Genomic DNA, 12,025 nt, shown 5'->3' on the forward strand with positions numbered 1-12,025 from the left:
TCCGAAAACCGTTTCACACTTTTCGGGATGCACTTTAGATTTTTTCAAAAGAAAGGCGGGGATCGAATACCCCCCCCCCCGCCGGGTAGTTTTATTTACTTGGCAGTGAACAGCTTATCAAGCACACCACCTTCGGCGAAATGCTCTTTCTGAACCTTTTCCCAACCGCCGAAAGCATCTTCAACAGTCACAAGACGAACATCAGGATAGATATCCTTGTGCTTCGCAATCACATCCTTGTCGTGGACCCGGTTAAAATTCTGCGCAAGAATTTCCTGACCTTCAGGGGAATAGAGATAATCGAGATAAGCTTCAGCAATCTTGCGCGATCCACGCTTGTCGACAACCTTATCAACAACCGTTACCGGGAATTCAGCGAGCAGGCTCACTTCAGGAACGACAACGTCATATTTGTCAGCGCCAAGAACCTTTTCAGTTCCACGGGTTTCCGCTTCAAATGTCACAAGAACATCGCCGATGCCGCGTTCAGCAAAGGTAGTGGTTGCACCACGACCGCCAGTATCAAACACCGGTACATTCTTAAAAATCTTTCCGATAAATTCGTGAACCTTGTCCTGATCTCCGTTGAAGGCTTCGTTCGCGTAGGCCGTGGCAGCGAGATAGGTATAGCGTGCATTGCCCGAAGTCTTAGGATTTGGGAACACAACTTTCACGTCTTCACGCGCCAGATCATCCCAATTCTTGATGCCCTTTGGGTTGCCTTCACGCACCAAAAATGCGGGAAACGAATAATAGGGTGATGAATTATTCGGCAAACGCTTCTGCCAGTCAACAGGGATCAGATCGCCCTTGTCATGCAGCACCTGAACATCCGTAACCTGATTGAAAGTAACAACATCAGCTTCCAAACCTTCCAAGATGGAGCGGGCCTGCTTGGAAGAACCGGCATGAGACTGATTGACGGTGAGATCTTCACCCGTCTTGGCTTTCCAATCAGCAACGAACGCCTTGTTGACCTGCTCGTAAAGCTCACGCGCAATGTCGTAAGACACATTAAGGATTTCTTTCGGCTGCTCCTGCGCCTGCACAGGAACTGCACCCAAACCGAGCGCCACTGCGGCATATAGAATAATTTTCTTCATAGATTACACCATTCTCACTTTGCTTGCGCAAAGCGCCCATAAATCGACTTCCATTGGGAAACAAATCTACAGAGAGATAGACAAGAATCAATCTAAATCATTGATTTAAATATATAAACTACCTTCGGAGCTATTCTTGAAAACCCTGCCTAACAGCAAAGTCTGATGGAGAATAATTTTCCAAAGAGTCTTTAAGACGCGCAACAAAAACAAGAAAGCCGGAAGCTTTTGCTTCCGGCTTTCAAAACTTTTTTCCGGCTATTAATGCCTACCAGAACCCGCGATGCTGCCAGCACCAGAGAAAATTTTGCTCGCCGCGTTCAACGCGATTACGGCGTCGCCGTGCAATTTCCTCCGCATTCAGCTTCATGCCGCGCCAAGGTTGCTCCAAAGAGGACATGACTGCCAGCCCACCACTTTTCAGGCTTTTAATCAGCAATAAAAATTTGCGGTTCATAAGAGCCTCCCGTTAATACCATCACCTCAAGGCCGTGTTTTCGCCACAACATTGAACGATGTGTTAATTTTGAAGGCTTGGCTGAAAAAGTCAATATCCTACTTATTCTATAGGAATTAACAGGGTGAAATATTTTGCGAGCAACCTTTCAGCTGCTCGCAAAATTATTCCATTTTACACCTCGTAATCGTCAACAGGCCGAATATGAACCTTTTCGACGTGGCGACCATTCATCGCATGGATCGTAAACTCGTACCCATCAGCAGTGAAACTTTCACCACCCAGCGGCAAATGCCCCAGATGCCAGATGACATAACCGGCCAGCGTCGTGTAACGATCACTGTCATCCACGAGATCGCGTTGCAGGATGCTGCTGAGCCGGCGAATGTCAGTAAAGCCATCAACGAGATAGCCGCCCTGTCCATCTGATTCTGCAACGGACGCTTCCTCGTCCTCATCAGGAAACTCACCAGCAATGGCTTCAAGAACATCGGTCGGCGTAACCACGCCTTCAAATGAACCGTGCTCATCAACCACAATGGCGAGCTGTACCGGCGAAACACGCAACTGCTCCATAACGCGCAGAACATTCGCATTTTCATGCACCACAAGCGGCTGCTTGACCACTTTGTCCCAGTCAATCGGCTTCTTGTCACTCATATCGAGCAACAAGTCCTTGACCAGCGCCACACCGACGAACTCATCAACCTGACGACGTGCTACAACGACTCGCGAATGCGAAAGCTCACGAATTGCCTGATGCAATTCCGCCTCGTCTTCATCCAGATCGAGCCATTCGATTTCATTACGCGGAGACATGATGGTGCGAACAGGACGATCTGCGAGATCGAGAACTCCACGAATCATCTCCTTCTCTTCGGGAAGAAAGATATCGCTGGACGCCGTCTGTTGTGCAATCACATCCACTGTATCCGAGAGAGGACTGTCATCGCGTTGACCACCAAGGAGCCTTAAGACCGCTCCAGCGGTTCTTTCGCGCAAATCGTTGGTCGTCACCAGCTTCTCACGATTCTTACGCGCCATCTGGTTTGCTGCCTCGATCAATACCGAGAAGCCGATTGCCGCATAGAGATAGCCCTTCGGAATGTGGAAGCCAAAACCTTCAACAACCAGACTGAAGCCGATCATCATCAGGAAGCCAAGACAGAGAATAACAACCGTCGGATGCTTATTCACAAAGTCCATCAGCGGACGCGATGCAAGCATCATAACGCCAACAGCAATGATAACGGCAATCATCATCACAGGAAGATGCTGCACCATACCGACAGCTGTAATCACGCTATCGAGCGAGAATACCGCATCAAGAACAACGATCTGAACAATAACCTGCCAGAAAACAGCATGGACAACGCGCGAGTTCTTTGGCCCATGGGCACCTTCAAGGCGTTCGTGCAATTCCATCGTGCCCTTGGCAAGAAGGAAGAGACCACCAATTAACATGATGAGATCACGGCCAGAGAATGATAGGCCCATGACGCTAATCAGCGGTTCGCGCAGCGTCACAATCCACGAGATCGACGCCAAAAGCGCAAGGCGCATGACTAGGGCCAGTGTAAGACCAATTATACGCGCACGATTACGCTGATGCGGCGGAAGTTTATCGGCGAGAATTGCGATAAAAACGAGATTGTCGATGCCGAGAACAATCTCAAGCACCACCAATGTTACCAGACCTATCCAGGCATTGGGGTCGGCAATCCAGTCCATGGACCAATCCATGATGTGTCGGCTCCTATAAAATCAAAAAGACGAGGAAACAGAAAAAACGCCGCATGCGTTTCCTCCTCGAACCGTAGAAACACGGAACGGCGAGAAGAAATTGCAAACGGCGTGAGTAAGCTCAGAGCCTTTTAAGTCCGACGCTCCCTGAAAGGGAGCGGGACTTCGTGAAGACGGATCGTCAGAACTGTCGTCGGGCATAAAGCGCGATGAACCTTTTCAAAAGACACGAAGGGAGCTGCTTGCTCACCCTCAAATGCCATGTTGTTAAATAAGCATAAGTTTGCTGCATTATGCAGACGCGCGGCTCACGCGCAAGGCCATATGCTATTCTGCGGGAGAAACATGAACGCCGCGCTTACGCTCACGACGCGGACGGCCCTTGAAAAAGCGCATGCCAACCAAGGTTGCAACAATCGTCACAAGCGTGATTCCGACGACGGCCCAGAACATATGGTCGCCATCCATCTTGGCAAAGACACCGATTCCACGACCAGCGAGCCAGCCCGGCAAAAACATAACAGGTGCCCAGACCATAGCAGAAAGAACGTTTGCCGTCTGGAATCGCTTTTGATCCATCGACATCATGCCTGCGACCATCGGTACGGTGCAGCGCACCGGACCAAAGAAGCGTCCGAGGAAGACAGCGGAAAAACCATAACGGCGAAACAGCAAGCGTGCGCGCGCAATTCCTGTGCGGTGTTTGTTGAGCGGCCATTTGTGAATAATGCTGCGACCAAGCCACCAGCCGAGCAGATAGGAAACGATATCACCGATAACGGCACCGATAATCGCACCAATGATAATTGGCCATGGCTCAACGATACCAGCACCAACGAGGCCACCAATTGCGAGCATGATCGGCGTCGCTGGAATAAGCATACCTATAATAGCGAGGGACTCGCCGAAGGCGATTACGCCCACGATAGGAGCGGCCCATGCCCGATGATCGGAGATGAACTGTCCGAGGTCGCTGATTATGCTTTCCATTCCGTCCTCAAAATGCCGCGAACCGGATTATGAAAACGCATCCCAACATGGGGTGCGGCTTCGGGTTTTCTTAAACGAGGACAATCCGGTGCGTGAACCCCTCGCCTGCCTGCTCGTAACAAACGCTTGCAGCATCTTCTCAATGGCAAAAATCATATTCGCCTATCAAGTCTTTTATATGCCGAAGCATCTCAGACAAGCATCAAAAATTGATGACATGACTGCGACATTTGCGGCGCGCTCATGAAAAGCCGGAAGCGATCCTCATCACGATACACAAACCCATGTGATTTGAGCTTCATGCATATGGAAATTCAGGCGCTTCGTTGCAACCACACACCGAAAAAATGTTTCAAAAACAGAATCATGAACAATTTGATTCCCTGGATTTGGCCCCGGGCCGGCAATCACAAGGCGCAGATCAAAGATGTGCACCATATACGCGCAAATGTTAATTTAGAAAAACCCATCATTTCTGGGCCTTTTTAAATTCATTGAACTTTTTTTCGTTTTTTTTCAATTGAAGGCTAGACACAAAGAAAAGCGGCCTTTATAGAACCGCTCACCTCACCGGGGCCGCTGCCTCGGAGAAGCGAGTGGGTGATTAGCTCAGTTGGTAGAGCAGCTGACTCTTAATCAGCGGGTCGTAGGTTCGATCCCTACATCACCCACCATTTTCTCATTTCTTACAAAGAGTTACCGCTGATTACCGAATGCCCGAGCAAGGGCAACGGATAAACTCTTTCGAAAAATTCCTAGCTATTCTTTGTCGATTTTTTGTTCGCTTAAAAGAACGATTCCGTACAAATAGACATAGCGAAACTGGTGCAGCGGTACTATGAGTGCCTCATGACCCGCAAAAGCCTTGGCTACACATTCACTCTTCTCGCTGTCACAATTTTCGCCACACAGGACGGCATTTCGAAGTATCTCGGCTCACATTATTCGCCCATCTTTATAACGATGGTGCGTTACTGGGTTTTTGCAGCCTTTGTGATTCTTGTAGCAACGCGCTCAGGGGGAATTGCGCGCGCAGCTTCGACACAACGTCCAGTCTTGCAGGTTCTTCGCGGCATACTGCTCGCAGCAGAAATTGTTATACTTGTTTACGGTCTCAGCCGTGTCGGTATGGCGATGACGCAGTCAATCTTTCAGGCAGCCCCGCTGCTGATCACCATGCTTTCAGTGCCACTGCTCGGCGAAAAGGTTGGCTGGCGTCGCTGGCTGGCTATTTTCGTGGGTTTATTTGGCGTCCTGCTCATTATCGACCCGACCCATGTCCAGTTTGACTGGGCACTGCTGTTTCCGATTAGCGCCACCGTCATATTTGCATTTTATGCCATTGCAACACGCGCTGTCAGTAAAACCGACACCTCAATGACCAGCTTCTTTTATACTGGCATTGGCGGCGCAGTTGTCCTCACCATGGTTGGCCTATTCCACGTAGAGTCTATCGCTCTGCACGATTGGCCATGGATGGCAGCGCTCTGCGTAACTGGTATTGCAAGCCATTATTGCCTTATTCGCGCTTACGACATTCTTGAAGCCGTTGAAGTGCAGCCGCTGACATATCTACAGCTGGTTGTGGGCGCTTTGATTGCAGTGCTGGTCTTCCACGAACAACTAACCTGGAACGTCCTGACAGGCGCAAGCATTGTTGTGGCAGCGGGCCTCTTCTCAATGTTCAGAGAAAGATTGCGCGCAAAACGGGCGACATAACATTACCAATTATTAATTGGCTTGTTCATATCAGGTTCACCTAAAATGGCCGACATTACTCACACGCCAATCAATGGCGCCCTTGTATAGAGTGATGGAGTTATAGAACCATGAAATCGAAGACCTTGTATGTTGCAGTTATCGCGTCAGCATTGCTTTCTACCGCGGCCTTTGCGCAGGAAAAAGCAACCGAAAATACAGGAAAATCGGCGACGGATACTTCCATTACGCAAACTGATGGAACCAAAGGCAAGCGCGGACCGATTGATCTGGAAAAGTTCTCCCGCATGGATGAACTAAAAGCCGCAGATACCAATGGTGACGGTGTTCTGTCTCGCGATGAAATCGAAGCTCTTGCCCTTAAGCGCATGGTAAGCCGTGCAGCAGATCGCTTAGAACGCCGCCTTGACGTTAAGGGTGACGGTAAAATCACACTGGAAGCGATTGAGAAGCAGCGCCAGAAGGAATTTGCAGCGCTTGATCGTAATGAAGACGGCAAGCTTGACCGCCATGAGCTGCGTACTGCCAAGAAACACCACCACGGCCCAAAAGGTCCGCATCACGGTGGCAAGGGCAAGATGGAACATCATCACCCAAAGCCTCAGCAGTAAAACAGCATGAATAAAAAAGCCCCGCATCGCGGGGTTTTTTTAGTTTCAATTACGAGCGAATAACGCCCTTCTTGAAAATAATATTGCCATAGAGACGCTTTTCACCCGAACGGATGACAGCATACGCAGCACTTGCACGATCATAAAAAGCAAAGCGTTCGATTTGCTCTACCGCGATCTTGCGGCCTTCAGCCTTTTCAATAATCGCTTCAAACTCACCAAAAATCGCAGGCGTCTCGCTAGGGCACTCCATGACAGCCGCAGGCAGATCGACAAAGTCATCAAGCGGTAAAAGCGACAGAACAGCCTCTGCGACGTCAGTTGCGCTGATGCCCGGCAAATCGATCACCTGAACGCCAGAAGCCTGTGCAGGGTAATTGGCGTCAACGATAACCAGATCGTCGCCATGGCCCATATCCGCAAGCACTTCGAGAAGGGAACCGGTCAGCAGTGGGTTTATATTTTTGAGCATTGATGAATTCCGAATGATGAATTTTAATTTGCGCACCCTATCTGAAATTCGGCTCAGAATGCAAACGCCGGCTACATGAGCCGGCGCTTTTGTTCAGCTATTGAAGAACGCTTGTTTTAGTCGGCAGTTGCTTCAATATTGATCTTATCGAGGATCGACATCGGATCTTGAGAAACCGCAATCATTTCCAATGCACCGATACCGCGCTCAGACTTGGATTTTGCAGTCACTTCAAAGCTCTTCGGCTTGGCCAAAAACGTATTGAACGCCGAGATTACACCTTCAAGCTGTGGCTGATCGGCAGCAAGTTCCTGCAAGACAGCACTCGCAATGAGTGTGAGTGTGCTGCGTGCTTCTTCAACAGACATGTCGTTTTGGTCTGCATAGAGCTTCAGTCCTTTTTCAGCGAGACCTTCATTCTCCACCTTCAGCTTCACTTCACGCGCTTTAAGCCCCAGAAGCGCAACCTGAGCAAGCACCTTGTCACCAGAGAAAAACTCCTTAGAGAAGCCACCCATCAGACCAGACATGGAAATCTTACCCATATCTTTGCCGCTTAGAGAAATGTCCTTAATGATAAGGCTCTGCGTCGGCTCGTCCCAGTTCGCTTCCAAGTTTGAAGAAATCGTGACGCGCTCATAACCAAGCTTGCGCAGCTGCTGATAGATTTCTTCGCTGCTATCCGCTGGCACAGGCAAAGACATATCTTCATAGGCAATACGAATATCAGACGGAATACCATTCACTGGCTTATTCAGTGCGACTTCATAGCTTTTAACGCCAATTTTCAAGCGATGCGGCAGGCCATCAGGCTTTGGCACCGGATTACCGTCTTCATCCTCAATATCGATATCATCATACGCGTTATTATCATAAGGAAGATCGGCTTCGATACCTTTGACAACGATTGTCCCAAACTCTGGCAGCATGGTCGTGAACGGGAAACTCTCCATTTCCTCTTCGTTCAAAGCGGCAAACTTCGTTATCGCTTCTGCTGAAGGCGCCCAATTGAAGCCCTTAAGCGAAAACTCGTCTAACTTGAAATAATCCTTAGCGTTACCAGCTGAGAAACCGGTGAGCGACATATCAAACTTCTTATTGTCAAACGCCATCGACATTTTTTCGATGCTACCCTGACCCTTTTCAAGATCGCCGGGCTGGATCTTCATGCCAAACAATTCGACGTCGCCCTTACCAATCGTATCAAAAAGACCAATCAGACGGACAAAGAACTCTTTGCGCTCTTCAGGCGTTAGCGCATTAATATCCTTAGCAGTTTCAAGTTTCTGCAAAGTCTCCGTCAACGGCTCCGCTGGCAGACGCATCGTGAAACCATTGCTACGGATTTCAGCATAGCTAAAATTCGATTTCGTGCTTTTGATCACGATATCTTTTGCAGAGAACGGCCCATAAACCGGCTTGGCTTCAGTATCGTTTGGACCCGCAGCTTCAGTGTAAAGACGTGCGATGAAAACACCGTCAATATCTTTACCCTCTGAAACGCCGATCGTGCCCGTCATGCGCTCTTCTTCAATCTTGCCTGCCTCATTCGGCAATGACAGATCGAGATCAAAGGTCGCTCCAGACGAGGTATACCGCGCCACGTGACCATTCACGATATCTTCAAACATAACATCCTTGTAGGACGTCTTCTGTTCCTTATCGTTCAGCATCTGAACGACATTGATTTCAGGAATAGACATGCGTTTTGCAGAAAAACGACCAACGCGCTCGGCAAGGGTCAGTTCGCCATTCCCAAAAGTATCGCGCAACATTGCAATGTCGAAATCGGCGTCGTCAATAAGAACACTCGGCAGTGCGATTTTGAACTGCGCAACTTCAGTTTTGATGTCCTTGGCGTCCAGCATGCCATTCAGGAACAGGATTTTTGGACGACCTTCAATCGAACCAATTGTAATATCCTTGCCATCTTTAAGAGGCAGGACGACGTCAGTCAGCTTGATATGACCAAGGAAGTCAGCTGAAATTGAAGCAGCTTTACCGCCACGCCGTTCAAGCTGAGCATTGATCGTCTTTTCGAGTGTAATCTTGTATCCGACTGCACCTGCAGCGGCGATGGCGATGACTGCTACGGCTGCCCAAAGCGCCTTGCGTCCGCTTTTGCGTTTTCCGCTCGTTGCCTGCTCCACGATTTCTCATCCTTTCAGCGCAATTTCAACGGTATCTGATGGGCAATTGGTTAATCACAAGAAATTGTAAGAGCAAGCAGGATTGGCCGAAATTTGGGATTTTTGACCATCCGGTGGAAAAATGCCCGCAATTTTACAAATTCATTCAATCAAAACTGTAAAAATCTAGCCTAGTCGTTTGCGCGTATGCAGAACGAAATCATCATCGATTTTCAACAACTGCCCATCGATTCCATAAACATCGTTGAGCAAATGAGGCGTAAGAACCTCTTCCGGCATGCCATCTGCAACGAGTTTTCCCTGATCAAGAACAATCAGCCGCGTGCAGTATTTTGCAGCCAAACCAAGATCATGCAGCGAGGCGATCACTGTCTTTTTCTCGGCGGCTAGTCCCGCAAACACTTCCATCAATTCAAGCTGATGCGCGGGGTCGAGCCCAGCCACCGGCTCGTCTGCCATGATGATAGGTGTATCCTGCGCCAAAACACGCGCGATCAAAGCGCGCGCTCTTTCACCACCCGATAATTCATTGGCAGGGCGCGACGTAAACTCTGCCACACCCATACGCTGCATTGCTATTTCAATGGCAGCTTCATCGCCCTTATCCAAACCGGCAAAAACCGGTTTCAACGCCGAGCGTCCAAGCGATACTAGCATCCGCACTGTAACAGGCCAGCCAACATCACGCTCCTGGGGCAGATAGGCGATTGCCTTGGCACGGTCAGCGACGTGCATGCGTCTCAAATCTGAACCATTGAGCGAAAGAGTACCTAATGAATGCGTCAGGCCAAGCACAGCGCGCAAAAGTGTTGTCTTACCCGCACCATTCGGCCCAATGAGACCGATAAATTCGCCTTCACGCACCTCAAAACTGACAGCTTCAAGAACTGCTTTGTGGCCAAGCGACACATCAAGGTTTTTGACAGAGAGCATAGTCATACCAGCCGTCTCCGATATTTGAACACAAGCCACAAAAAGAATGGAGCGCCGATGATTGCGGTCAGCACACCAAGCTTCAATTCGCGCCCCGGCATGATAACTCTCACAAGAACATCGGCAGCCAGCAACAATGCCGCCCCACCAAAGGCGCTGGAAACCAGCAGTCGCGATGGTCTTGATCCAACCAGCGGACGCAGCAAATGCGGCACCACAAGTCCAACGAAACCGATTGCACCCGCCACGGCAGTCGAGGCCCCGACACTGGCCGCAGTGCCAAGAACCGCCATGACCTGAACGCGGGAAAGATTAACGCCCATACTGGCGGCAGCATCCGATCCCAATGTGAGACTATCGAGCGCCCGTCCGAGCGAAAACAACATCACCCAGCCAATCAAGATAAATGGCGCTGCAAGCCACACATGCGTCATTGAACGATCAGCCAGAGAGCCCAGCATCCAGAATACAATTTCCATCGCCGCAAATGGATTGGGAGAAAGGTTAAGCGCAAGTGCCGTCATCGCCCCGGCGAGACTGGTTACGGCAACGCCTGCAAGAATAACCGTCAACGTTCCGGCATGACGGCCCGCGAGAGCCTTTACCAGAAAGACTGACAGAAACGCACCGAGCAGCGCCAACAATGGCAGAGCCAGCGGAAAAACCTGTGAAAGCCCGGTATAGATTGCGATCACTGCACCAAGGGATGCGGAGGAACTCACCCCAAGCAATCCCGGCTCTGCCAGCGGGTTGCGCAAATAGCCCTGAAGGGCCGCGCCTGAAAGCCCAAGCGAAGCACCGATCAGCAAGGCGAGGATTGCACGTGGAAGACGTATCTCACGCATGACCAGCGCAATCACATCGCCCTGCCCGGTAAAAAGCGCTCGGATACTCTCACCCACACTTATCGATGCCGGACCAACCAGCAGCGAGAGCGCAAAGAGCGCGACGACCAGCAAACCCAGACCAACAAGCAGGAGATAAAAACGGCCAGTTTCAGTCACGCGCAGCCTCCGCGAGTTTTGCGACAGCCTCAACACTGAATGGCCCGCCACACACTGTCAGATTATCGTTGAGCGCCACCATCCGCGTATGGCCTTCAAGAGCACGCAATGCTGGATGCTCGAAATTTTCAAAGGCCAATGCAGGCGGTCGCCCGCGCGAACCGCGAACAAGAATATCAGGTCTCTCCATTATCAGCATTTCCAGCGGCAGCATGGCTGAGCCGCGAACGCCTGCCTTGTCTGCAATATTATCAAGCCCTGCCAGACGGATCGCCTCATCAATCAGCGTGCCGCGCCCCGCCGTATAGCTATTGGCATAATACAGCGCCACAGTTTGCTTGCGATCAGGTTTTCTGATCGCCAATAAATCCGCATCCATAGTAGCAATCTGCCGTTCAGCTTCTTCTTCACGCCCCAACAATTCTCCCAGCCGCTTCATATGCGCTTTAATATCCTCAAATGATCGTGCTGGCGCGAACTCCTCAACCCGCACACCCAAGTCACGCAAGAGCCCAACCGTAGCACGCGAAGAAAATGTACCTGCCAGCACAAGATCAGGCTTCATGAGAAAGACTTCCTCGGCTTGCCCATGATTCACTGGCAATCGCTTTGCCTTCTCACTCATCACCGATAAAAGCGGATCACGCGAGAGATAGGACACCGATTGCAACTGCGCGGGATCAGCCACCAACATCGCAATCTGATCCGTGCAGACATTGATCGACACGACGCGTTGAGGCCGATCTTCTGCGAATGCAGAATGAAAGCCAGCGAGAAACAGGCCTGCCAGAAGACAAAGCCTGATATTCTTCACAACCGCCTGTTTACACGCCAACATCATCT

Annotated in this window: 12 protein-coding genes and 1 tRNA gene; 4 read left to right on the forward strand and 9 right to left on the reverse strand. The window is 50.2% G+C overall.

All coding sequences use genetic code 11. The annotated features are described in order from the left end of the window. Positions 1-95: 95 nt before the first annotated feature. The 4 genes from U2P60_RS16605 to U2P60_RS16620 all read right to left on the reverse strand — a co-directional run bounded on the left by U2P60_RS16605 (position 96) and on the right by U2P60_RS16620 (position 4,293). Complete coding sequence (locus U2P60_RS16605) at positions 96-1,103, reverse strand: sulfate ABC transporter substrate-binding protein (protein ID WP_413573398.1); 1,008 nt, start codon at positions 1,101-1,103, stop codon at positions 96-98. A gap of 268 nt (positions 1,104-1,371) precedes the next feature. Next, positions 1,372-1,560, reverse strand: coding sequence for a hypothetical protein (locus tag U2P60_RS16610; protein ID WP_313828638.1), 189 nt, complete (start codon positions 1,558-1,560; stop codon positions 1,372-1,374). Positions 1,561-1,734: 174 nt separating this feature from the next. Continuing rightward, positions 1,735-3,303 (reverse strand): TerC family protein, encoded by a 1,569-nt coding sequence (locus U2P60_RS16615; RefSeq protein WP_313826702.1) that lies wholly within the window; start codon positions 3,301-3,303, stop codon positions 1,735-1,737. Positions 3,304-3,630: 327 nt separating this feature from the next. Further along, the gene (locus U2P60_RS16620) at positions 3,631-4,293 is read right to left on the reverse strand and encodes a DedA family protein (RefSeq protein WP_250038913.1); all 663 of its coding nucleotides are present in this window, start codon (positions 4,291-4,293) and stop codon (positions 3,631-3,633) included. Here U2P60_RS16620 and U2P60_RS16625 point away from each other — a divergent pair. The 4 genes from U2P60_RS16625 (at position 4,283) to U2P60_RS16640 (ending at position 6,623) form a co-directional block, all read left to right on the forward strand. Beyond that, positions 4,283-4,540, forward strand: coding sequence for a hypothetical protein (locus tag U2P60_RS16625; protein WP_413573399.1), 258 nt, complete (start codon positions 4,283-4,285; stop codon positions 4,538-4,540). The two genes, U2P60_RS16620 and U2P60_RS16625, sit on opposite strands and share 11 nt — an antisense overlap. 351 nt (positions 4,541-4,891) lie before the next feature. Beyond that, a tRNA-Lys gene (locus U2P60_RS16630) sits at positions 4,892-4,967 on the forward strand. A 175-nt stretch (positions 4,968-5,142) separates the two neighbouring features. Further along, entirely contained in the window at positions 5,143-6,012 is an 870-nt protein-coding gene (locus tag U2P60_RS16635) for a DMT family transporter (protein ID WP_313826704.1), read from the forward strand. 110 nt (positions 6,013-6,122) lie between these two features. Next, positions 6,123-6,623 (forward strand): EF-hand domain-containing protein, encoded by a 501-nt coding sequence (locus U2P60_RS16640; RefSeq protein WP_413573400.1) that lies wholly within the window; start codon positions 6,123-6,125, stop codon positions 6,621-6,623. A gap of 49 nt (positions 6,624-6,672) precedes the next feature. Here the strand turns inward: U2P60_RS16640 and U2P60_RS16645 are convergent, their stop codons facing one another. From U2P60_RS16645 to U2P60_RS16665, 5 genes are all read right to left on the reverse strand, one after another. Next, positions 6,673-7,095 carry an RbsD/FucU family protein gene (locus U2P60_RS16645; RefSeq protein ID WP_313826706.1) on the reverse strand — a complete coding sequence of 141 codons (423 nt, stop codon included), beginning with the start codon at positions 7,093-7,095 and terminating at the stop codon, positions 6,673-6,675. 116 nt (positions 7,096-7,211) lie between these two features. Next, the gene (locus tag U2P60_RS16650) at positions 7,212-9,245 is read right to left on the reverse strand and encodes a hypothetical protein (RefSeq protein WP_413573401.1); all 2,034 of its coding nucleotides are present in this window, start codon (positions 9,243-9,245) and stop codon (positions 7,212-7,214) included. Positions 9,246-9,410: 165 nt separating this feature from the next. Further along, positions 9,411-10,184 (reverse strand): ABC transporter ATP-binding protein, encoded by a 774-nt coding sequence (locus U2P60_RS16655; RefSeq protein WP_413573402.1) that lies wholly within the window; start codon positions 10,182-10,184, stop codon positions 9,411-9,413. Continuing rightward, complete coding sequence (locus tag U2P60_RS16660; protein ID WP_413573403.1) at positions 10,181-11,182, reverse strand: FecCD family ABC transporter permease; 1,002 nt, start codon at positions 11,180-11,182, stop codon at positions 10,181-10,183. The genes U2P60_RS16655 and U2P60_RS16660 overlap by 4 nt, the downstream gene beginning before the upstream one ends. Next, positions 11,175-12,020 (reverse strand): ABC transporter substrate-binding protein, encoded by an 846-nt coding sequence (locus U2P60_RS16665; protein ID WP_413573839.1) that lies wholly within the window; start codon positions 12,018-12,020, stop codon positions 11,175-11,177. The genes U2P60_RS16660 and U2P60_RS16665 overlap by 8 nt, the downstream gene beginning before the upstream one ends. Positions 12,021-12,025 lie beyond the last annotated feature (5 nt).

This window comes from Brucella sp. H1_1004 (assembly GCF_047308065.1).
Taxonomy (GTDB): Bacteria; Pseudomonadota; Alphaproteobacteria; order Rhizobiales; family Rhizobiaceae; genus Brucella; species Brucella pseudogrignonensis_B.